Origin of the sequence: Mycobacterium liflandii (genome assembly GCF_022354805.1) — a bacterium.
Classification (GTDB): Bacteria; Actinomycetota; Actinomycetes; order Mycobacteriales; family Mycobacteriaceae; genus Mycobacterium; species Mycobacterium marinum.
On record NZ_CP023138.1, the window covers coordinates 469,827 to 492,738 of the forward strand.

The following is a 22,912-nucleotide window of genomic DNA, read 5'->3' on the forward strand; positions in this document are numbered from 1 at the left end:
GGTCCTGCGGGCGGTCGAACTTGCGCCACAGAGGGCTCGTCGTGGGCACGGGGAAGTCGCGAACTCGCGGAGCGCATCCCACACAAGGAGCCGGCAGCTTCGTCCAGCCGCCAGCGTTGTTCTGGTGGCCCCACGCGGCGTGGGCGGCACAACGGTGGCACAGCCCCTCATTGAGGTACGCCTGCTTGGTCTGATCCCAACGCTTCGCTTGCCGAATCGTTTCCGGGAGCCCCACCGCCCCCACTCCGCGGCCTCGGGAGTCGGGTCAGCGACTGCCACCTTCGCGGCGGATTCGGCGACGAGGCTGTCAATGTATGCGTGCAGCGCCACCTCACTGATGAGCCGCCGCTTGCCAACCTTGACGAACTGCAAGCGGTCGGCCTCCATTTCCAAGTAGAGCGTCGAGCGGCTTAGTCCGAGCTTCTGCACAGCGCCTATGACGCTGTGAAGCTGTGCAATGTGTGTCATGTCCATTCTCATAGTAGTTCCTGTATGTAGCTGAAATCCTCCAGAAAGCTACATCATGGAGCGTGCGCTCTGCTCCGGGACGATACAACTAGTGTGGTATATGCGTCCATATGCCGAACATTGATGAACAAGCGAAGGCGTACGAGACGGGTCGTGCTGGCTGGTTTGGGAATGCCGTGGGGTGGCGGCGCAAGGCATTGGGCCTCACCGCCGCCGAACTGTCGCGGAAGACCGCTGAGCTGGGCTTTCCTATCACGCGGGGGACGATCGCGAAGATTGAATCGAACCTGCGCTCGGGCAAAATCGACGTAGCGGAAGTGTTGGTCCTAGCCGCGGCCCTCGACGTTCCGCCTCTGTTGCTGTTGTTTCCGCAGGTGGCTTCTGATAGCGGGAGCAGCGTGCTTCCCAATGTGTTTACGACGGACGGTGAGTCGATCCGCTGGGTGTCGGGCGAGACCTCTAACCCACGTGTCTACGACATGAATGCTGGACGGCTGGACGGCGAGCCATCGCTGCCGAATGACGGTGTGGAGCTGATCGCCAACATCACGTTGCTTCACCAGGCGCTGGACACCCGCAGTTCCCTTGTGCATCATCTGCGGACGGTTGAGCGTGATCCGACCGAAATGCATACCGCTCAGCAGATGTTGGACCGCAACGCCGACCACATCGCAACTATCCGCAACCGCATCCGCACTGCTCAAGAGTCGCTGTGGGGAATGAACCGCACCGCAATGTCCGAGGAGGACAACAATGACTAGGCAGCAGCTTCCCCCGCAGATCAAGAAGATCACGGTGAAGGACCGGACAACCGGCAAAGCCGCTGTGTGATAACAGGTTACCGTTGACGCCGGCATCAACCCGACGACGGGGCGCCGGCAGCAGGCTCGCAGGCGGTACGCGACCGAGCGTGCCGCACGTACCGCCCTTGCCGAGATTTCCAGCGCCGCTGCAAAAGGTGAGTTTGTTGCCCGCTCGTCCATGACAGTCGACGAGCTCTGTGAGGACTACATCGCGAGCCGTCACAACCTTCGTGAATCATCGAAAGCCAAGCTGGCCTATGATCTTTCGCCCCTTCGCGAGCGTTATGGGCCGGTCCCTGTGCAGCGCCTGGCCAAGGCCCACGTCGACAGCCTGGTCGCAGACCTCGTCGCGGGCGGCGCAACCACAATAAATGGACGGACGGGGCGGCCATGGTCACCGGACTCGGTTAACAAGGTGATCGCGACAATCGGGCAGGTACTCGCCGACGCTAAGGTTCAGGGCATAGTTCCGCGAAACGTCGCAGAGGTGGTGAATCGTGTATCGGTTCCCCACAAAGATGTTGATACGTACACAGAAGCTGAGGTCAGTGACCTTCTTGGGGCTATCGACGGTCACCGCCTCGCTCACGCTTGGGAGCTGGCGCTTTCCGGCTTGCGCCGTGGAGAAGTAGTTGGTCTATACTGGTCTGATATCGACTTCGACGCCAAAACGCTTGCGATTACGAACAATTGGGTGTCTGCCGCTGGACGCACCGTTGAGAACGATCCCAAGTCGGCGGCGTCGCGACGCACCCTCCGATTGCCGGAGCGGCTCGTCAACGTGCTGCGGTCGGCGAAGGTGCAGCAGGCAGCCGAACGCCTGGCGTTGGGCGCTAACGTTGGCGAATGGACGTACGTCGTGAGCAACGAGGTCGGGGAGCCGTATGCGCCGGGCGTCCTGTCGCGGTACTGGCGCGACACGGTTAAAGCCGCAGGTGCCCGCCACATCAAGTTGCACGCAGCGCGGCACACCTGCGCGACTTTGATGCATCTGCAAGGGGTCCCAGCAGCGGTGATTGCCGCGTGGATTGGGCACAAGGATGCCACTCTCACGATGAAGCTGTAGGCGCACTCTCAGGACGACGCATTGAAGGCAGCGGGAGCGACCTTGAACCGGGTTGTGACAACTCGTGACACTGACGTGGTCAGGGCTCCGGCGTTGTTGATTAGCAGGCTTGTGAGCTGGGTTGATGATCTTTGGTGCCGCGCTATTGGGGCCGGAGTGTAGGCACGGGCTATCTGGAGAACGATCGAGTTGGTTACTGTTCGTCGTTGGTCTGGAGTTGCCCGTGCCTACCGTTTCAGTATTGCCTGTGTCGTCGGTTCCAGAGGTGTTCGACCGCTGGAGTCCTGGTGAGCGCAGCGAGCTCATCGGATCGGAGTTTCTCGATGTGTTGGCCTCGGTGCCAGACCCGAGGGACCCACGCGGTCGGAGGTATTCGCTGATGGCTTTGTTGGCGATCGCGGTTCTGGCCACTGCCGCGGGGATGCGCGGCTATGCTGGTTTTGCCACATGGGCGGCCACCGCTCCCGATGATGTGTTGGCCCAATTAGGGGTCCGGTTCCGGCGGCCCAGTGAGAAGACCTTCCGCGATGTTTTGTCTCGGCTAGACCCCGCCGACCTCAACGCCAGGATGGGCAGTTACTTCACTGCACACGTGGCCAGCAGCGACCCCAGTGGATTGGTGCCGATCGCGTTGGACGGCAAGATGCTGCGTGGTGCTTTACGCGCCAAAGCGACAGCCACGCATCTCGTGTCGGTGTTCGCCCACCGTGCCCGATTGGTGCTCGGTCAACTCGCTGTCGCCGAGAAAAGCAATGAAATTCCCTGCGTACGTGCCCTGCTCACGCTGCTGCCGGGTAGCTTGCGGTGGCTGGTCACCGTGGATGCGATGCATACCCAGGTCGTCACCGCGAAGTTGATCTGCGCCACCTTGAAGTCGCACTACCTGATGATCGTCAAGTCCAACCAAGCCAAAATACTTGCGCGTATCACCGCGCTGCCCTGGGCCGAGGTGCCCACAGCCGCTACCGACGACTCCCGCGGCCACGGCCGTGTCGAGACCCGCACCCTGCAAATCATCACCGTTGCACGAGGAATCGGCTTCCCCTACGCAAAACAAATCATCCGGATCACTCGTGAACGCTTGATCACCGCCACCGACCAGCGCAGCGTGGAGGTGGTCTATGCCATCTGCAGCCTGCCGTTCGAGCACGCCCGCCCTACCGCGATCATGACCTGGATGCGTCAACACTGGGGAATCGAGAACAGCCTGCACTGGATACGCGACGTCACCTTCGACGAAGACCGTCAAAGGGCACATACCGGAAACGGCGCACAGGTCCTAGCAACGCTACGCAACACCGCGATCAATCTGCACCGCCTCAACGGCGCCGACAACATCGCCGAAGCCTGCCGGATCACCGCTTTGACCGCCAACCGCCGCCTAGACCTCCTCAATCCACAATTCCCCAGCTCACAAGCCTGCTAATCAACAACGCCGGAGCCCTGAGACTTTCCCACCCTGCCACCATTTCCCGGCTGGCCCGCAGCAGGAGCACTGTGATCAGCTATGCAATTCCCAAGTGCTCAACTGGCTAGTCGCCAACCACACCTCGGTTCGCGGATTAGAGGACAAGTTCGTTGAGCACGGTTACCAGCGGATCTTACAACTAGCCATCCATGCTGATGCCGGTTTCCCGACCTGATGTATCGCCCCAGAATTTGGGCGATACTTCTTTCACCCGATCAGGACCTACCGCATCTACTTTCGCTTGAAACTCTTCGAAAAGACGTTGTGCGCGTGCAATCTCATCGTCCATCGGCGCTGTGAAGCCCTCACGCTCCGCTTCCTCGGCTGTGCGGAAAATCTTGCCTGTAAATCCTGCACGGATCGACCAATTCATCTACCACACAACAGTCCGTGGAAGCGGCCTTGGTGAGTTCTCATTCAGTTGGAAACGTAGAAGCGACAGTCCAATCTCATCTCCACTGCCGCACAGCCTGTTTCGGCTAGCTCCATAGCTGCCAGGACCTTTGCTGCCGCCCCATCAGAAGCACGACCAGAGGATGCGATCACCGGCTCCAGCCCCTCGTCGGCAGCCAACACCGCGGCGCCAGCGCCATCGAGGGCCGCGGGATCCACGGCCAGCGGCGCCATCAGCTCATGACCACATGCTCTGATTCGCTGACATGACCGCGGTGTAGTTGGTGTGCGCGCTGTGTCCCGCGGACCGCAACTGAGCAAGCGCTTCGCGCATCATCGCTTCGCCATCGGCCCAATGCCGATGCGCCTCGGCATGGGCTGCCGCGCCCTCGCCCGTCCATGTCACGTGCAATCTGGTTACCAGGGATTCGATTTCAGCAATCATGGCCTCCGCGTGACGACCAAACTCCGCCATCTGCGCTACCGCATCGGACAGCGAGGCGGGATCCACCCGGAAGGGATCAGCCATGGCCCAATTCACGTAGAGCCCGCGCCGAAGCCGCCTCGTTGGCCTGATAGCCCGCGCCCGCTTGGCCTACCGACTCCGCCAGCATCGACAGCCCCAACTGCACCTCTCCGGCACCACGGCGCCACAATTCCCATGCCGAGGCAAATGCACTCCCCGCCGCGCCGCGCCACCCGCCCAACATGTCGCCAACCTGTCCTTCGAGCTCAGCCAGTTCGCCTTGAAGATGTTCGGCAGCACCATGCAGCGATTCCGCGAAGCGGAGCATCGCAGCGGCATTCGCACCTAGCGTGCCGTCAGCATCCATGTCGGCAACCTAGCCACCCGGAGGCGCGTCCGCAATTCACCTGGCCGCCCCGCCCTGGGCCCACCCAGCGCACCTGGACAGCCATGTCCAGCTCAATGCCACATGGCTTGTTACTTTCCGCGGAGCTGCTCGTCAATGCGGGAGCCCATCGTCGTGCGCTCGAGGCGATGGTTGGTCATATTGCGGCATTCGCCGTAGAGCTGGATGCTGCCCTTCCCGCTAGCGGAGCTTTGGGTCAGCACCGCCACCACCCCGTTCTTGTTCAGGACGCGGCCAAAGGAGTGCCAATCAGGCGGAGGGCCATCACTCCAGCCGTGAGCAACCATGTCGGTCGCGATCTGTTGAAAGACCGTATTCGGTTCGGCTGCAGCGGGATAGCCCCCGGTGTCGTCAGTGGGCCACGCGAAGCTCATGGAGACCAGGCCGCGATATGGCGGATCGCCTTGGTCATTGCATGACGAGAAGTCGAAGCGTCCGGTTGGATCCTGCAGGCCTGCAAAGCTGGCGATCTGTTTGGCCGGTTCGATGACTTGATCGCGGGCCTGTTGGTCCGACAGCGGATGAGCCGGCTGATCGATCTCGGGACGGTGCGGTCTCATCAGTGAACATCCTCCCAAGACGAGCACAGCCATCGCCACCCCGATATGCCGCAGTGCAGTGCGGGATCGGGCGCGGTGATCAGCGGGGCGGTTGGTAAGCGGGATAGTGGTGGTCATCATGGACGGTGTCTCGTGGACGGTCGCTTTCTGGATCGATGTATGCCGGAACGCCGGGGACCCGGAACGGTCCGACGTGCGGCTGCCGCCGCCCCTCGGCAATCAGGTCGTCGCTCGCAAGTCGGTCTGGATGGCCGCTGGAGATATCGGTAATGCTGCGCAGCGACTCGCTGCCCATCACGTAGTAGTGCGAATGGTCGTGTCGGTCCATCGTTCCAGAGCCAGGTACTTCCGCGTGAAAGCGGACTGATCCAAAGCCGTCGCCGGCCGGATCACGACCCAAGCCGGCATCCAACGGAATCGGCACCCCATACTCCCTGAGTTTGCCTTTGAGTAATTCGCCAGGTACACCGCTGGATTCGCCGATCCAGCTGACCGGGTCCGTAGAGGCCGACCCGACGTAGACCTGTCCTCCGTCGAGATGGAAGTCGGCTGCACTGCGTGCGAGATCGGTTCCAGGACATCCTATGAGGATTGCGTCGTTCGCGTGCATGCCGCTGCCGGCAAACGCATCGGCTACCGTTGTCGATCCGTAGGAGTGTCCAATTACGGTGACATGTTGGGGCGTCAGGCTGTTGTGGGTGACCCAAAGCCCGTTCACATCGTTGGCCAGCAGTGCACCGCCGCTGCGCGCGAGCCCTGGCTCTGTGACTCTCACGTCGGAAAATCCGTTGGGGCGTCATATCCCATCCAGGCGATCACCGCTGTGTAGTGGTGCTCAGGGTCTGCGGCGAGGGCCTGATCATAAAGGTTGGTTGCATCGTCGTGGTCTGACATCCAGCCCTGCGCCACGCTGCTGCCGGTTCCCGGCACGATCACGGCGGTATTGCGTGCATAGTCCGGGTTGCCGATGGCGATCGCCGCTTTGCCCTCGCCGTTGAAGGCCAACGGGTCGTATGCCCATAGCATGACGGGCCTCGGGTCATCGGTCGCGTGCTCCCGGTCATAGATGAGACCGTCGCGGGTCCTGATGGCATTTCGATAGCGCGTGACATCCGAGCCCGAAAGCCCATACTTCTGCGGGTTGTTCACGATGTCGTCAGCCGAGACGCCGCGTTGCATTGCCACGCTTTCCACCCGGGTGATGTCGTCGTCCATCACGGCCTGGTTCACCAAATCACGAGTGATGGCGTTGATGCCGTTGAGATTGCCCAGTTCTGGTGGATGTTCGTCGATCAATCGCCCTCGCTGTTGCGGACTCAACGAATCCCACCACTTCTTGACCTCCTCGGCACTCGCGGTAGGCGGCGGGATCGCAATCACCTCAGCGGGTTCAGCCGGAGACTGCGGGGCGTCCAAGGCCTGGATAGCCGCCGGATCGAAGCCGTCGGCGCTCAGACTGGTCAGGGCTTGGTGCAGCAGGCCCGCGTATCCCGCTCGTATCGAATGCAATTGACTCACTGCCGATTGCGTGTCGCCGACGGCTTGATCTTCAAGTGCGCAAACAATCGCCTCGAGGGCCAGCCTGTCCGCAGTTGTCAGTTGGGCGCCGTGTTCCAGCGCCAGCACCTCGCCAATTTCACTGTCGATGTCGCACAGCTGCGCCTCCAGGCCCACAATCTGGCCAGTCGCTGACCGCTGCGCCCCGGCCAGACCGCCGGCAATGTTGTCCAGTTGGAGCCCGATTTCCGGCAGCCTGGCAGCCTGCGATCTCAACGAAGTGGTCAGCCCCTGGACCTGGGGCGAATCGTTGATCGGGTGAGCGCCGGTCTCCCGATTCCAGGACGTCTCGAAACGGCGTCGTGCTTGCTCGAAGGCTGTGTCCGCCTCGGTGGTCGATCTGCCCGCATCGTGAAATGCCGTTGCTAAGTCTGATATCTGGGCCGGGCGACCAAGCTGCAGACTCTGATTGATCGCCCACGGGCCACCGCCGGCCTCGGCAATCAGAAGCGGGATGCTTATGTACCGGAGTTGCATCGCACCGTCCACAGCGTCGTGGCGTGACTCGAGCCTCTTGAGGTGGTTGATGCGCGCGGCGTGCGACGTGCGCTGAGTCGCGCCCGCTGCGGCGGCAAATCGCGGACGATACCCGGCATCAGCGCTCGACACCCGAACTGAGGCGCACTACTTTGGATATGCCCGTGCGTCCGGCGACATCCATCGCTCTCCAGCAAACCGGTGTCGACCAACATCGTGAACCCTCCCGCGCCGGCAGAAAGATTACTACCGAGAAATCGCCGGTCAAGTCACCTTGCGGACGCTACGGCCTATGGCAATGAGTGGCGCAAGGGCCGGGGGCGGGTCGGCCGCCGCTGAAATAGCGAAGGTCCGGTAAAGGGTTTGTCCCAGAACGGATATCGTCCCTGGACGGCGGATCTGCAGTTCGTTCGCGATGCTCGGGATACCTATGTACCCGCACCCCACCGCACCGCTTGCAGCGCTTGGGCGTTGTGCCCATCCATGGCGGTGAATCCCTTGGCGGCCAAGTGTGCGTTGCTGCCGACCGCCGTCAGTGCTTCCTGATGGGCCTGCAGGTTCCGCACGTGTTGCGCATGCGCCGAGTGCACGGAGTTGTGAAACGCATCGGCGGCGGCGAAGTCGGCGAACATTCCTGACATGAGCGGCCCCAGCGCGAGACGATCGGCGCCTTCTTGGGCGTGTCCCCCGGCTCGGTGAGATTCGTTGCCCCCCAGGTGCAGCAGTCCGGTGTCAACAAACATGGCCAGCCTTGTCTCGTCCAAGTCGCCCGGCAACGCCCTGTCGCGGTCCCCGAAGCGTCGCCGTCCCTCTCATCCTGGCCGCCACGCTAGTGACGCCCACCTTTGGTGGTCAATTCACCTTGATCAAGTCCTCACAATGCGCTGGCACCATCGGCGGTCCCATCACCGTCGGAATCGGTGATCCGCACATCCCATTCGCCGTCGCCATCGGTATCGACGTACCCGGTGATCCCCTCCTCTTCCGGACACAGCGCCCGGTCGGCAACCCCGTTGCCGTCGGTATCTATCAGCTGATCGTCGGCTTGCCCGAGCCCGTCGAAGTCAACCAAGGGGCCACCGGTGTGCTCGACACCATCGAGACCGAACCAACGAAGTTGCCCGCCGCGCTCAGCGCCGACCGCCCACGTCCCCGAGCCGTCGTCGGTAAAGACGGCTTCGGGGGTTCCGTCGTTGTCGAAGTCGAAGATGCCATGGTCGGCCATGCCGTCACCGTCGAAGTCCGCCAATGCGTCATCGCGCATGCCGTCACCGTCCAAGTCGAGATCGGGCTGGCGCTGCCAGATGGCCGCCGTTCCGTCCTCGCCACCGATGCAGTAGTCCACTCCTACTTGGACGCCACACCGCCGCTAGGGGTTCCCCCGCGATTGCCACCAGGACAGCAGTTCGGCCTTGGCTTCCTCGATGGTCAACGGTCCACGCTCGAGCCGCAGCTCTTTGAGATAGCGCCACGCCTCACCGACTTGAGGGCCGGCCGGAATGTCGAGCAGCGTCATGATCTGGTTGCCATCCAGATCCGGCCGCACCCGGTCCAGGTCCTCCTGGGCGGCCAGTTCGGTGATCCGCTCCTCGAGCCGGTCATAGCTGGATTGCAGGCGCGCGGCCCGACGCTTGTTGCGCGTGGTGCAGTCAGCGCGTACCAGCTTGTGTAGTCGCGCCAGCAGCGGTCCCGCATCGGTGACATAGCGCCGCACCGCCGAGTCCGTCCACTTCCCATCGCCGTAGCCGTGGAATCGCAGGTGTAGATACACCAGCTGCGAGACGTCGTCGACCATCTGCTTGGAGTACTTGAGGGCCCGCATCCGTTTGCGCACCATCTTGGCGCCCACCACCTCGTGGTGGTGAAAACTCACGCCGCCGTTGGCCTCGTGGCGTCGGGTGGCCGGCTTGCCGATGTCATGCAGCAGCGCCGCCCACCGCAGCGCCAGGTCCGGTCCTTCGTCTTCCAGTTCGATCGCTTGGCGCAGCACGGTCAGCGAGTGCTGGTAGACATCCTTGTGCTGGTGGTGTTCGTCGATGGCCATCTGCATGCCACCGATCTCGGGGAGCACCACCTCGCCCATTCCGGTGTGCACCATCAGGTCGATGCCGGCCACCGGATCCTCGCCCAGCAGCAGCTTGTCCAGCTCCGCGGCGACCCGTTCGGCGCTGATGCGTGCCAGTTGCGGGGCCATTTCCTCGATCGCGTCCCGCACCCGCGGTGCCACGGCGAAGCCGAGCTCGGAGACGAACCTCGCGGCCCGCAGCATTCGCAGCGGGTCGTCACCGAAGGACACCGAAGGCGCGGCCGGCGTGTCGAGCACCTTGTCGCGCAGCACCGACAAACCGCCCAACGGATCGAGGAACTCGCCCGGGCCACTGGCCGTGATCCGCACGGCCATCGCATTCACGGTGAAATCGCGGCGCACCAGGTCGTCTTCGAGGCGCTCGCCGAAACGGACCTCGGGGTGCCGTGAAACCTGGTCGTAGCTGTCGGCCCGGAAGGTCGTGATCTCCAGGCGGTAGTCGTTCTTGGCGATGCCAATCGTCCCGAATTCGATGCCCGTGTCCCACACGGCATCGGCCCAGGGGCGCACGATCTTCAGTATCTGTTGCGGGCGGGCGTCGGTGGTGAAGTCAAGGTCGGGGGACTTCAACCGGCCCAGCAGGGCATCGCGAACCGAACCACCGACCAGATACAAGTCGTGACCCGCATCGGCGAAGGCCGATCCGAGTTCACGAAGCACGGCGGCGTGCCGATTGAGGGCTACCGCGGCAGCGGTCAGCAGGTCGGCATCCTGGACGGTTTCAGGCACGTTCGATCAGCCTAGTCACCAGACTCCACCGCGCGACCAGACGGCCGGTAACGGGTGCCCGCCGCCCTCGGATCCGGCACCGAAATCGGGCCGCAATGCCGTCGATGCGGCCGGCGACGGCGAGTGCGTCCTGAAGACCCGCTCCCGCCAGCTAATATCGCTTGGGTGTCGGAGGGCGAACAAGCCAAACCACGTCGACGCCGAGGCCGGCGTCGCGGACGTGGCGCTGCACGCTCAGCCGAGAATCATACGGACAACGCCGGGTCCACCGACCCGAACCCAGCACCCACCAAGGGTCGCAGACCCCGCCTACCCCGTCGCGGCCGTCCGGACCGGTTGCGGACCGTGCACGAAACATCGGCCGGTGGCCTGGTCATCGACGGAATCGATGGACCGCGCGACGCGCAGGTCGCGGCGCTGATCGGTCGGATAGACCGGCGCGGACGCATGCTGTGGTCACTGCCCAAGGGCCACATCGAGATGGGTGAAACCGCCGAGCAGACCGCGATCCGCGAGGTCGCCGAGGAAACCGGCATTCGCGGCGGCGTGCTCGCCGCGCTGGGTCGCATCGACTATTGGTTCGTCACCGACGGCCGGCGTGTACACAAGACCGTGCACCACTACTTGATGCGGTTCTTGGGCGGAGAACTCTCCGACAATGATCTCGAGGTCACCGAGGTCGCGTGGGTGCCGATTCCGGAACTCCCGTCCCGGCTGGCCTACGCCGATGAACGTCGGCTGGCCGAAGTCGCCGACGAGTTGATCGACAAGCTGCAGACCGACGGTCCCACCGCGCTCCCGCCGTTGCCGCCCAGCGCGCCCCGCCGACGGCCCCAAACTCACTCACGCACTCGTCACGCAGCCGAAGGATCCCCACCCGGACGCAAGAACGGTCACGGACCGGGGCCGTGACCGCGTTGCGACTCCCTTGGTCCGGGATGTGGCGCCTCGCCGCCGTGATCGGCATCGTTGCCGGGTTCGCGGTAGTGCTCACTGCTCCCGCCGCGCCCCGCGCATCGGCGGGCGAGCCCGGTGCGACGCCGTTCGTGCAGGTCCGAATCGATCAAGTGACCCCAGACCTGGTCACCACCACAAGCGACCCGGTAATCACGGTCAGCGGCATGGTGACCAACATCGGCGACCGCCCGGTTCGCGATGTCATGGTCCGGCTAGAACACGCCGCCGCGGTCACGTCGTCGTCGGCGCTACGCACGTCGCTTGACGGCAGCACGGACCAGTACCAGCCGGCCGCGGACTTCCTCACGGTGTCCTCGGAACTGCGGCGAGGCCAACAAGTCGGCTTCACCCTGTCGGCGCCGTTGCGCTCGCTGACCAAACCATCGCTGTCCATCGATGGTCCCGGAATCTTCCCGGTGCTGGTCAACGTCAACGGGACGCCCGACTACGGTGCGCCGGCCCGTCTGGACAACGCGCGCTTCCTGCTGCCCGTCGTCGGGGTGCCCCCCGACCGTGACGCCGACTTCGACGCTCCCGTCACGCCCGAGACCGACAAGCCGGTTTGGATCACCATGCTGTGGCCATTGGCCGATCGGCCTCGATTGGCCCCCGGCGTTCCCGGCGGGACCATTCCGGTACGGCTGATCGATGACGACCTGGCCAACTCGCTGGCCAGCGGGGGCAGGCTGGATACCCTGCTCTCCGCCGCCGAACTGGCCACCAGCCGCGACGTCGACCCGGAGGGCACCGTCACCCGCTCTATCTGTCTGGCCGTGGACCCCGACCTGCTCGTCACCGTCAACGCGATGACCGCGGGCTACGTCGTATCCGATTCCCCTGACGGCCCCGCTCAATTGCCCGGCACCCCGACACATCCGGGAACCGGCCAGGCGGCCGCAAACATCTGGCTGGACCGCCTGCGCACGCTGGCCCGCCGGACATGCGTGGTGACACTAGCTTACGCCCAGGCCGACCTGGACGCCTTGCAGCGCGTCAACGATCCCCGGTTGAGCAACATTGCCGTCATCAGCGCCGCCGACATCGTCGATCGGATCCTCGACGTCAAGTCGGTACGGGGCGCGGCGGTGCTGCCGGACGGACCGCTGACCAGCCGCGCGGTCGACCTCCTCAACGCCGACGGCGGAATGGTCACCATCGCGGCCGCCGACTTCTCCGCGCACGTCGCCGCCGAAGGCGGCCGGGCCACCGCCGATACCGCACCCCGACGGTTGTCGGCTGAGGTGGTCGCCGCCCCGTTCGACCCGACCGTCGGCGCCGCCCTGGCGGCCGCCGGGAGTAACCCGACCGTTCCCACCTACCTGGACTCCTCGCTGTCGGTACACATCGCCCACGACTCGCCAACCGCACGCCGCCAAGACGCCCTAGGTGCCATGCTGTGGCGCAGCTTGTGGGGGGAGGCGGCACCACGCACCCAGATCCTGGTCCCGCCCACCACCTGGGACCTGCACAGCGATGACGCACAGCTGATCCTGACCGCATTGGCCACCACCATTCACTCCGGCCTGGCGGTGCCGCGGCCGCTGTCGGCCCTGATCTCCGAGGCGGCGGCGCACACCGAGCCGCCGGAGCCGCCCGGTCCCTACCCTTCGGCACGGGGCCGATTCGACGATGACGTCACCGCCCAGATCTCCGATCAGAGTGGTCGCCTGTGGAAACTGACGTCGGCCATGACCACCGACGACCGCACCGGACTGACCGGGGCGCAGTACACCGCACCACTTCGCGAGGACATGATGCGCGCTTTGAGCCAGTCGGTACCGCCCGATACCCGCAACGGCTTGGCTCAGCAACGGCTGGCGGTGGTCGGCAACACGATCAACGACTTCTTTGGTGCGGTCACCATCGTCAATCCGGGTGGCTCCTACACCCTGGCCACCGAACACAGCCCCCTGCCCCTGGCCCTGCACAACGGCTTGGCGGTGCCCATCCGAGTCAGGCTTCAGGTCGACGCGCCGCCCGGCATGACGGTCACCGATCTCGGTGAGATCGAGCTGCCGCCGGGGTACCTGCCCATTCGGGTACCGATCGAAGTGAATTTCACCCAGCGCGTCGCTATCGACGTGACGCTCAAGACTCCCGACGGCATGGCGCTCGGCGAACCCGTGCGGTTGTCCGTGCATTCCAACGCCTACGGCAAGGTGCTGTTCGCGATCACGCTGACGGCCGCCGCTGTGCTGGTGGCGCTGGCGGGACGGCGGCTTTGGCATCGCTTCCGCGGTCAGCCCGACCGTGCCGACCTGGACCGGCCCGATCCTCCCGCCGCCCGGCACGCCGCGTCCGACCATCGGGTCGATGAAGAGCACCGAGTATGAAACCGGCTCCGCGGCGAATCCCACCAGCGCCGCAGGAAAGCCCTCCGGCGCGACCGCCCGCACCACGGGGTCCGGTTTCAGCGCCGGACCCTCGACGGCTTCCCGAGCGGCTCCCGGTGCCCTACAGCCAGGCGGCTGCGGGGCCACCGAAGCGCGCTGAACTCTCCGATGCCGCGCTGGTATCGCGGTCGTGGGGCATGGCCTTGGCGACGTTGGTCAGCCGGATCACGGGTTTCGCCAGGATCGTGCTGCTGGCCGCCATTTTGGGCGCGGCGCTGTCGAGTTCCTTCTCGGTGGCCAATCAGCTGCCGAACCTGGTCGCCGCGCTAGTGCTGGAGGCGACGTTCACCGCGATCTTCGTGCCGGTCCTGGCTCGCGCCGAGCAGGACGATCCCGACGGTGGGGCCGCCTTCGTGCGGCGGCTCGTGACGTTGACAACCACGCTGCTGATCGTGGCAACCACGCTGTCGGTGCTGGCCGCGCCACTGCTGGTGCGGTTGATGCTGGGCCGCCACCCACAGGTCAACGAGCCGTTGACCACCGCCTTTGCCTACCTGCTGCTGCCTCAGGTGCTGGTCTATGGGCTGTCGTCGGTGTTCATGGCGATCCTGAACACCCGAAACGTGTTCGGGCCGCCGGCCTGGGCGCCCGTCATCAACAACGTCGTCGCCATCGCGACCTTGTTGGTGTACCTGGCAGTCCCCGGCGAGCTGGCCGTCGATCCGGTGAAGATGGGCAATGCCAAGCTGCTCGTGCTTGGAGTCGGCACCACGCTAGGCGTGTTCGCGCAGGCCGCGGTGCTGCTGGTCGCGATTGGGCGCCAGCACATCAGCCTGTGGCCGCTGTGGGGAATCGATGACCGGCTCAAGCGGTTCGGCGCCATGGCCGCCGCCATGGTGCTGTATGTGCTGGTCAGCCAGCTCGGGCTGATTGTCGGCAACCAGATCGCCAGCGGGGCCGCGGCTTCGGGGCCGGCCATCTACAACTACACCTGGCTGGTGCTGATGCTGCCGTTCGGCATGATCGGGGTAACCGTGCTGACGGTGGTGATGCCGCGGCTGAGTCGCAACGCCGCCGCCGAGGACATCCCGGCCGTGCTCGCCGACCTGTCGCTGGCCACCCGTCTGACGATGATCACCCTCATCCCCACGGTCGCATTCATGACCGTGGGCGGGTCGGCAATGGGAAGCGCGCTGTTCGCCTACGGAAACTTCGGCAAGGTCGACGCCGGATATCTGGGCGCGGCGATCGCACTGTCGGCCTTCACGCTGATCCCCTATGCGCTGGTGCTGCTGGGACTGCGGGTGTTCTACGCCCGCGAGCAACCCTGGACTCCGATCCTGATCATCATCATCATCACCAGCGTCAAGATCGGCGCCTCGGTGTTAGCGCCGCACCTCACCAATGACCCCGACATGGTCGCCGGTTATCTGGGACTGGCCAACGGGCTCGGATTCCTGGCCGGCGCGATCGTCGGCTACTACCTGCTGCGACGCGCGCTGCGCCCCGGTGGCGGCCAACTGGTCGGCACCCGTGAGGTGCACACCATCCTGGTGACCATCGCCGCGTCGCTGCTGGCCGGACTGCTGGCCTATGTGGTGGATCGGCTTGCCGGGCTGGGCCAGTTGACCGTGTTCGATGGCGGAATCGGTTCGCTGCTGCGGCTACTCATCCTGGGCGTGATCATGGCGCCCATCGTGATTGCGGTGCTGCTCGCCGGGCAGGTGCCCGAGGCACAGGCGGCTCTCAACGTGGTCCGCAACCGGATCGGAACGCGCCTTGGCAAACCGGGTCCACGCAGCGTAGCTGTGCTGGATGCATCGTCTGGCGATCACGACGTCACGTACCCTGAGCAAAGGAAGTCGTCCCTGCCGGGGGAAAATGTGGTCCAGGAGCCGATCCGGCGCAAACCCCCGGTGATCAGGGCCGGGATAGCGAAAGGACCGTCGGTGACCGACCGCCCATCGGATAGCACCGCCTCATCGAGTTCCGCGTCGGATATCGATCTGCCGCGGCCAGTCGCCGACGATTTTCAACCCGACATTCCGGCCGGCCCAGACCGGGGCCGTGGCGCGAGTCAACGCCCCTCGGATCAGTCCAACGGCGATTCCGTCGGATACACCCGCGGACCCATTCCGTTCGACGCTCCACGCGAGTGCAGTGCGGAACCCTCGACGCCGCAAGACGATGTCAATCTGGTCCCGGGTGCCCGCATCGCCAACGGCCGCTACCGGCTGCTCGTCTTCCACGGCGGTATCCCGCCGTTGCAGTTCTGGCAGGCACTCGATACCGCCCTGGATCGACAGGTGGCGCTGACCTTCGTCGACCCGGATGGCACCCTGCCCGAAGATGTCCTGCAGGAGATTCTGGCCCGCACCCTGCGACTGAGCCGGATCGACAAGCCGGGCGTCGCCCGGGTGCTTGACGTACTGCACACCGCCTCCGGCGGGCTGGTGGTGTCGGAGTGGATTCGCGGAGGCTCGCTGCAGGAAGTCGCCGACACGGCACCCTCGCCGGTCGGGGCCATCCGGGCCATGCAGTCGCTCGCGGCGGCCGCCGACGCCGCCCATCGGGCCGGCGTGGCCCTGTCGCTGGACCACCCGGGCCGGGTCCGGGTCAGCATCGAAGGTGATGTGGTGCTCGCCTACCCGGCGACCATGCCCGACGCCAATCCGCAGGACGACATCCGAGGCATCGGCGCCGCGCTGTATGCCTTGCTGGTCAACCGGTGGCCGCTGCCGGAGGCTGGGGCAGACAGTGGGTTTGCGCCGGCCGAACGCGATGCGTCCGGCAATCCCGTTGAGCCCGCCGCCGTCGATCGCGACATCCCGTTCCAGATCTCGGCGGTCACCGTCCGATCGGTTCAAGAGGAAGGCGGGATACGCAGCGCCTCAACACTTTTGAACCTGCTACAGCAGGCGACCGCGGTGGCCGACCGGACCGAGGTGCTGGGCCCGATCGAACCACCCGCGCCGCCCGCCCCCGCCCGCTCCCCCGCACCCACGGGTGCAACCTTCGGGCGCCGCCGCCGCAACCTGCTGATCGGGATCGGCGCGGGCGCCGCGATTCTGCTGGTAGCGCTGCTGGTGTTGGCCTCGGTGCTCAACAAGATGTTCGGAAACGTCGGCGGCGGCCTCGACCAGGACCAGCTCGGCCTCAACGCCCCCACCGCGTCCACCTCTGCGGCCGCCAGTTCGGCGCCGGCGGGCAGCGTCGTCAAACCCACCAAAGCCACCGTCTTCTCACCGGATGGTGAAGCCGATAACCCGGGCCAAGCCGACATGGCCATCGATGGCGATTCCACCACGTCCTGGGAGACCGACACCTACAACGACCCGGTTCCGTTCCCGGGCTTCAAGAATGGTGTCGGGTTGATGCTGCAACTTCCGCAGCCCACCGTGGTCGGCTCGGTCACCCTCGACGTTCCCAGCACCGGCACCAAGGTGGAGATTCGTTCGTCACCAACTCCCAACCCGTCGAAGCTGGATGACACCACCGTGCTCACCTCGGCTACCGCACTCAAGCCGGGTTCGAACACCATCGCGGTCAATGCCTCCTCCCCCACCTCCAACCTGCTGGTGTGGATTTCAACGCTGGGCACCACGGACGGCAAGAGCCGCTCCGCCATCTCCCAGCTCACGATCCGGGCCGCCTCCTAACGCAGCGCACCGCGCGTCGGGGTGAAGTGCTCGACGGCCCGGCATTGGTTAATGTCCGCCCGTGGCTTTCGGGGGCAAGCGGCAACGCAGGGACACCGCGCGACAGCGCACCGATGCCGAGTTGTTGGCGGCTTTCGTCGCCGGGGAACAGCTCGCGTTCGAGGAGCTGTTTCGCCGCCATCATCGGCAGCTCTACCACCTGGCGCGGCTCACCAGCCAAACCCCGGAGGACGCCGAGGACGCCCTACAGGAAGCGATGATCTCGGTGCACAACTGTGCCGGCTCGTTTCGCCAGGACGCGGCGGTCACCAGTTGGCTGCACCGCATCGTCGTCAATGCCTGCCTGGACCGGCTGCGCCGGGCCAAGTCCAGGCCAACCGTGCCACTCGAAGATGTCTACCCGGTGCCCGATGCGACAACCCGTGTCGAGACAGCGATCCTGGTGCGCCGCGCCCTGATGCGCCTTCCCGTCGAGCAACGTGCCGCGGTGGTCGCCGTCGATATGCAGGGGTATTCGATCGGCGACACGGCATTGCTTTTGGGCGTGGCCCAAGGCACCGTCAAGAGCCGTTGTGCCCGCGGTCGGGCCCGGCTCGCGCGGCTGCTGAGCTACCTCGACGCCGACATCAACGCCGTGGACATGAACTAGCCCGACCGGCCCGGATACCCGCCGGGCGGGGACTGCCCGTAGCCATCGGGCCCGCCATGGCGGACACTGGGGCGGATGAATGAGGCCGAGGACGAAACGGACACGGACCCGGCGCTGACCGTCGAGCTCCTTGCCGACCTGCAGGCCGGTCTGCTCGACGATGAAACCGCCGCCCAAGTCCTGCGCCGAATCCGCACCGACGCGCAGGCGGCGGCAACCCTGGAAGCGTTACAACGCGTGCGCCGCGACGTCGCCCAGGCGGGCACCGACACGTCCGGGTTGGGCGATCCTCCCCCGCACCTCCCCACCAGGATCACCGATGCGGTCCGGTCCGCGACGTCGGGTGGCCCCACCGCCGCCCACGCCGCGCGCCCCCGCCCCAACTCGAACAAGATCCTGGCCGGCATCGCCGGGCTGATCGCGCTCATCGCCGCGATTGGACTCGGTACCGCCGCATTGATCACCGCACCCGGGCCGACCCCAAGCGGCCCGCCCACCGCGATGCACATCACAGTTTCCACGCCGCCTCCAGTGATTCCGCTCTCACACGACCAGGTCCTCGACCTGCTCCAGCGCGCCCCCGACTACGGTCCGTTTGCCGATCCCTCGCGACGCGCCTCCTGCCTCAGCGGCCTCGGCTACCCGGCATCCACTCCGATCCTGGGCGCGCAGCCCGTCGACATCAATGCCCGTCCAGGCGTATTACTGGTGCTGGCCGGCGATGCCCCCGCCGATCTGGCGGTCTATGCGGTCGCGCTCAATTGCAGCGCGGCTGACACCGGTCTGCTCGCCAGCACCACGCTGCCCCGACTCCCCGACTCCTAGCGGCATGCCGGTGCGACGCAGCGGGCGGGAACAGCAGTGCTTACGCTTGCGTTCATAGTCGTGATCGCCTCCGTACCCGAAAGGCCCGTATGACTACCGACTCTTCTGCTGACGCCACCATCCACGACGTGATCGTCATCGGCTCCGGTCCCGCCGGATACACCGCGGCGCTCTACACCGCCCGTGCTCAGCTGGCTCCGCTGGTATTCGAGGGCACCTCGTTCGGTGGCGCGCTGATGACAACGACGGAAGTGGAGAACTATCCCGGTTTTCGCGAAGGGATCACCGGCCCGGAGTTGATGGACGAGATGCGCGAGCAGGCGCTCCGTTTCGGCGCCGACCTCCGCATGGAAGACGTCCAGTCGGTGTCGCTGGATGGACCGATCAAATCTGTTGTCACCTCTGACGGAGAGACCCATCGGGCGCGCGCGGTGATCTTGGCGATGGGCGCGGCCGCGCGTTACCTGCACGTGCCCGGCGAACAGGAGCTGCTGGGACGCGGAGTGAGTTCCTGTGCCACCTGTGACGGATTTTTCTTCCGCGACCAGGACATCGCGGTGATCGGCGGCGGCGACTCCGCGATGGAGGAGGCAACCTTCCTCACGCGGTTCGCCCGCAGCGTGACCCTGGTGCACCGTCGTGACGAGTTCCGGGCCTCCAAGATCATGATCAATCGGGCCCAGGCCAACGACAAGATCCGCATCCTGACCAACAAGATCGTCCTCGCGGTGGACGGGGAGACGACCGTCACCGGACTGCAGTTGCGCGACACCGTCACCGGGGAAGAAACCACCCTGCCGGTAACCGGCGTGTTCGTCGCGATCGGGCACGAACCGCGATCGAGCCTGGTGCGCGACGCCGTCGACGTCGACCCCGATGGCTACGTGCTGGTGAACGGGCGCACCACCGGCACCTCGCTGGAAGGTGTTTTCGCCGCCGGCGACCTGGTGGACCGCACCTACCGGCAGGCGGTCACCGCCGCCGGCAGCGGGTGCGCCGCGGCCATAGACGCCGAGCGTTGGCTGGCCGAACATGAAGCAACTGGAGACGCTGACAGTACCGACACGCTGATTGGAGCACAGCAATGACCGATTCCGAAAAGTCCAGCGCCACCATCGAGGTGTCAGACGCCTCCTTCTCCACCGAGGTGCTTTCCAGCAACAAGCCTGTGCTGGTGGACTTTTGGGCAACGTGGTGCGGGCCGTGCAAGATGGTGGCGCCGGTGCTCGAAGAGATCGCTACCGAGCGTGCGGACAATTTGACCGTGGCCAAGCTCGACGTGGACGCCAACCCGGAAACGGCCCGCAATTTTCAGGTCGTCTCCATCCCGACGATGATCCTGTTCAAAGACGGCGAGCCGGTGAAACGCATCGTTGGGGCCAAGGGCAAAGCGGCGCTGTTGCGTGAGCTATCCGACGCGGTTCCCAACCTGGGCTAACTGTCGTTCGCACCACCGAAACGGCTCCCCGACTGGCTTGGTGTTTCCCGAAATCGGCGAGGATCTGCGACAATGCCAATTAATTGTCGTGCACTTGTCAGCGATGTCCGCTAGTCCCGGAGGGCCCTTGTATGCCGAGTCCGCGCCGCGAAGACGGCGACACGTTGCGCTGTGGTGACCGCAGCGCCGCCGTCGCGGAGATCCGGGCTGCACTGGCCGCATTGGGCATGCTGGACAATCCCGACGAAGACCTGAGCACCGGGCGCCACATCGCGCTCGAGCTGTTCGACCCTGAGCTCGACCACGCGGTGCGCGCCTTCCAGCAACATCGGGGACTGCTTGTCGACGGCATCGTCGGTGAGGCAACCTATCGAGCGCTCAGAGAGGCCTCCTATCGCCTCGGTGCACGCACGCTCTATCACCAGTTCGGTGCGCCGCTCTATGGTGATGACGTCGCGACGCTGCAGGCCCGCCTACAGGACCTGGGTTTCTACACCGGGCTGGTCGATGGATATTTCGGGCTGCAAACCCACAATGCGCTGATGTCCTACCAGCGCGAGTACGGGATGTCCGCCGACGGTATCTGCGGTCCAGAGACGTTGCGGTCGTTGTACTTTCTGAGTTCACGCGTCAGCGGTGGCTCACCGCATGCGATTCGGGAAGAGGAACTGGTCCGCCGGTCAGGTCCCAAGCTGTCGGGCAAGCGCATCATCATTGATCCGGGCCGCGGAGGTAGCGACCGTGGCGTGATCGCGCACGGTGAAGCCGGACCGGTCAGCGAAGCTGACGTGCTGTGGGACTTGGCAAGTCGACTTGAAGGCCGGATGTCGGCAATCGGCATGGAGACCTTCTTGTCCCGGCCGGCGAACACCAGCCCGTCGGATGCCGAGCGGGCCGCTACCGCTAATGCCGTTGGTGCAGACCTGATGATCAGTCTGCGCTGCGAAACTCAGACCAGCGTTTCGGCCAACGGTGTCGCATCCTTTCACTTCGGTAATTCGCACGGTTCCGTATCGACCATCGGCCGCAACCTCGCCGACTTCATTCAGCGAGAAGTTGTGGCACGCACCAGCTTACAGGACTGCCGCACACACGGACGCACCTGGGATCTGTTGCGATTGACCCGGATGCCTACCGTTCAGGTCGACATCGGTTACATCACCAACCCGCTCGATCACGAGCTGCTGGTCTCGACACAAACCCGCGATGCCATCGCCGAAGGTATTCTCGCCGCGGTCAAGCGGCTCTACTTGCTCGGCAAGAATGACCGGCCCACGGGCACATTCACATTCGCCGAGCTGCTGGCCCACGAACTGTCCGTGGAGCGAGCCAGCCGCCTCAGCGGTTCCTAAGCCAGCCCATACCGCCAGAACCGTTGGCGTTCTGTCTACTTACGGACTGCAACTCGCAGCGCCGGCTCCCACCGGCTGCTGCAATTGAGCATTCTCCAAGAGCCGTTCCAGCGCGGCCTCGACTTCGGCCTTCCACCCCAGGCCCTTGTCCAACTCGAGGCGCAAGCGAGGGAAGTACGGATGCGGCCCCACCACAACAAAACCCACGTCGATCAAGAAGTCGGCGTCCAGCATGCAGTGCTCCACCGAACAGTCACCGAGAGCCGCCAGCACCGGTTGCAGCTCAGGGGTGACGGCATTCGAGTCTTGTAGCTCGGCGGCGGCGGTGGTGCGGCCGAACGCCTCCACGGCACGCACACCGCGGCGCACCAGTTCGTCGATGACTCCGGCGATCAGACTGTGCGACAGGTCATCGGTGTCCTCGCCGGCCTCGATGCCCATCGAGGTCAGCAGGATCGCGTCGGCGGACACCGGCCCGGACGGAAAGCGATGGGCCCGCGGTACCGCTCGTGGCGGCGCGTAAAACACATAGCCCAGACAGGCCGGTTCAGCGTCGCTACGCTCGTCCGGGATTGCGGTGGCGATCTGGCCGCACGATCCCCACTCCAACATGACCATCGACAGCCAGGCTTCCTTTTCGAATTCCGGGTCGGCGAGGTGGTCGTTGTTGCCCAGGGTCGCGGGATCCACTTCCCAGAAGACGCACCGGCGCGCATGCTTGGGAAGCTGCTCGAAGGCTTCGAGCCGCAGCGCTGTAATACGAGCAGACACTAGTCTCCTGGCCTCCGTGCGGTACTGCAGCAATCGTTTCTTGCACCTCTTCTAAGCCGGCCGGCCCGCGTCGTTGCAAGGCGATGTCGGCAGCCCCGCTCCTCCGCGAACCGCCCCGTGGCTCGCCTTGTCACACGGCGATAGCAACAGCCAGTTGTCTCCCGGCTGATGTGCCAACGGCAACCTCTCCAGAATAAGAGAGTGGGCCGGGATGGGGCCAGTGTTGGCCTAGCCACTCCAGACCGCCCGGGGCTTGTGTCGGGCCAGTCCAACGTCAGACCCCCCCGAACCACGCCGGCCGCTCGGCCGGGACTCGGCTGCGGTTCCGCCGCGCTGGTCCGAGAGCCGGTCCAATCACGAATTCGACTGAGCCACAGCAGTTCTCCACCCGGTTTGGATTCCGAGGATGGATTTTTCTGCGGTCGCGACCGACGCAGTGTCACAGTGAC

20 protein-coding genes and 1 pseudogene are annotated in these 22,912 nt (G+C 65.0%); 11 read left to right on the forward strand and 10 right to left on the reverse strand.

The window, feature by feature from the left end; translation table 11 throughout:
- The first annotated feature begins 578 nt into the window (after positions 1-578).
- From CKW46_RS02220 to CKW46_RS02230, 3 genes are all read left to right on the forward strand, one after another.
- Positions 579-1,229, forward strand: a complete 651-nt coding sequence (locus tag CKW46_RS02220; protein ID WP_482052743.1) for a helix-turn-helix domain-containing protein — start codon at positions 579-581, stop codon at positions 1,227-1,229.
- A gap of 220 nt (positions 1,230-1,449) precedes the next feature.
- Positions 1,450-2,337: a tyrosine-type recombinase/integrase gene (locus CKW46_RS02225; RefSeq protein ID WP_482052744.1), complete on the forward strand. Its 888-nt coding sequence runs from the start codon at positions 1,450-1,452 to the stop codon at positions 2,335-2,337.
- 223 nt (positions 2,338-2,560) lie between these two features.
- A complete protein-coding gene (locus tag CKW46_RS02230) occupies positions 2,561-3,763 on the forward strand; it encodes an ISAs1-like element IS2404/ISMul1 family transposase (protein ID WP_499019227.1) in 1,203 nt (400 codons plus the stop codon).
- 181 nt (positions 3,764-3,944) lie between these two features.
- On the opposite strand, the gene CKW46_RS02235 is transcribed toward CKW46_RS02230, so the two are convergent.
- The 9 genes and pseudogenes from CKW46_RS02235 to CKW46_RS02275 all read right to left on the reverse strand — a co-directional run bounded on the left by CKW46_RS02235 (position 3,945) and on the right by CKW46_RS02275 (position 10,479).
- Entirely contained in the window at positions 3,945-4,178 is a 234-nt protein-coding gene (locus CKW46_RS02235; RefSeq protein ID WP_083866521.1) for a hypothetical protein, read from the reverse strand.
- 44 nt (positions 4,179-4,222) lie between these two features.
- Positions 4,223-4,432: a hypothetical protein gene (locus CKW46_RS02240; RefSeq protein WP_020785475.1), complete on the reverse strand. Its 210-nt coding sequence runs from the start codon at positions 4,430-4,432 to the stop codon at positions 4,223-4,225.
- 4 nt (positions 4,433-4,436) lie between these two features.
- Positions 4,437-4,727, reverse strand: coding sequence for a WXG100 family type VII secretion target (locus CKW46_RS02245; protein WP_275540305.1), 291 nt, complete (start codon positions 4,725-4,727; stop codon positions 4,437-4,439).
- Positions 4,720-5,031 (reverse strand): WXG100 family type VII secretion target, encoded by a 312-nt coding sequence (locus tag CKW46_RS02250; RefSeq protein WP_015357716.1) that lies wholly within the window; start codon positions 5,029-5,031, stop codon positions 4,720-4,722. Before CKW46_RS02250 ends, CKW46_RS02245 begins: the two co-directional genes overlap by 8 nt.
- Before the next feature lie 110 nt (positions 5,032-5,141).
- Positions 5,142-5,663 (reverse strand): lipoprotein LppJ family protein, encoded by a 522-nt coding sequence (locus CKW46_RS02255; RefSeq protein WP_499019228.1) that lies wholly within the window; start codon positions 5,661-5,663, stop codon positions 5,142-5,144.
- Positions 5,664-5,709: 46 nt separating this feature from the next.
- Positions 5,710-7,664, reverse strand: a pseudogene (locus CKW46_RS02260) (putative alpha/beta hydrolase).
- Positions 7,665-8,092: 428 nt separating this feature from the next.
- Entirely contained in the window at positions 8,093-8,407 is a 315-nt protein-coding gene (locus tag CKW46_RS02265) for a DUF2563 family protein (RefSeq protein WP_015357718.1), read from the reverse strand.
- A 131-nt stretch (positions 8,408-8,538) separates the two neighbouring features.
- A complete protein-coding gene (locus CKW46_RS02270; RefSeq protein WP_117438059.1) occupies positions 8,539-9,009 on the reverse strand; it encodes a pullulanase in 471 nt (156 codons plus the stop codon).
- A 24-nt stretch (positions 9,010-9,033) separates the two neighbouring features.
- The gene (locus CKW46_RS02275) at positions 9,034-10,479 is read right to left on the reverse strand and encodes a CCA tRNA nucleotidyltransferase (RefSeq protein WP_482052746.1); all 1,446 of its coding nucleotides are present in this window, start codon (positions 10,477-10,479) and stop codon (positions 9,034-9,036) included.
- A gap of 165 nt (positions 10,480-10,644) precedes the next feature.
- Between CKW46_RS02275 and CKW46_RS02280 the strand changes: the two genes are divergently transcribed.
- The 8 genes from CKW46_RS02280 (at position 10,645) to CKW46_RS02315 (ending at position 21,692) form a co-directional block, all read left to right on the forward strand.
- The gene (locus CKW46_RS02280) at positions 10,645-11,391 is read left to right on the forward strand and encodes an NUDIX hydrolase (RefSeq protein WP_036426077.1); all 747 of its coding nucleotides are present in this window, start codon (positions 10,645-10,647) and stop codon (positions 11,389-11,391) included.
- Complete coding sequence (locus CKW46_RS02285) at positions 11,388-13,769, forward strand: hypothetical protein (RefSeq protein ID WP_482052747.1); 2,382 nt, start codon at positions 11,388-11,390, stop codon at positions 13,767-13,769. Before CKW46_RS02280 ends, CKW46_RS02285 begins: the two co-directional genes overlap by 4 nt.
- Entirely contained in the window at positions 13,766-17,428 is a 3,663-nt protein-coding gene (murJ, locus tag CKW46_RS02290) for a murein biosynthesis integral membrane protein MurJ (RefSeq protein ID WP_482052748.1), read from the forward strand. Before CKW46_RS02285 ends, murJ begins: the two co-directional genes overlap by 4 nt.
- A 61-nt stretch (positions 17,429-17,489) precedes the next feature.
- Positions 17,490-18,077 carry an RNA polymerase sigma factor SigM gene (gene sigM / locus CKW46_RS02295; protein WP_482052749.1) on the forward strand — a complete coding sequence of 196 codons (588 nt, stop codon included), beginning with the start codon at positions 17,490-17,492 and terminating at the stop codon, positions 18,075-18,077.
- 75 nt (positions 18,078-18,152) lie between these two features.
- Positions 18,153-18,902, forward strand: a complete 750-nt coding sequence (locus tag CKW46_RS02300; RefSeq protein ID WP_482052750.1) for an RsmA family anti-sigma factor — start codon at positions 18,153-18,155, stop codon at positions 18,900-18,902.
- An 89-nt stretch (positions 18,903-18,991) separates the two neighbouring features.
- Positions 18,992-19,990, forward strand: coding sequence for a thioredoxin-disulfide reductase (gene trxB / locus CKW46_RS02305; RefSeq protein ID WP_015357725.1), 999 nt, complete (start codon positions 18,992-18,994; stop codon positions 19,988-19,990).
- Positions 19,987-20,340 carry a thioredoxin gene (gene trxA / locus CKW46_RS02310; RefSeq protein WP_015357726.1) on the forward strand — a complete coding sequence of 118 codons (354 nt, stop codon included), beginning with the start codon at positions 19,987-19,989 and terminating at the stop codon, positions 20,338-20,340. The genes trxB and trxA overlap by 4 nt, the downstream gene beginning before the upstream one ends.
- A gap of 131 nt (positions 20,341-20,471) precedes the next feature.
- On the forward strand, positions 20,472-21,692 hold the full coding sequence (locus CKW46_RS02315; RefSeq protein WP_117437681.1) for an N-acetylmuramoyl-L-alanine amidase: 1,221 nt from the start codon (positions 20,472-20,474) through the stop codon (positions 21,690-21,692).
- Positions 21,693-21,731: 39 nt separating this feature from the next.
- Here the strand turns inward: CKW46_RS02315 and CKW46_RS02320 are convergent, their stop codons facing one another.
- Positions 21,732-22,463, reverse strand: a complete 732-nt coding sequence (locus CKW46_RS02320) for a hypothetical protein (RefSeq protein WP_020727089.1) — start codon at positions 22,461-22,463, stop codon at positions 21,732-21,734.
- Positions 22,464-22,912: the final 449 nt, after the last annotated feature.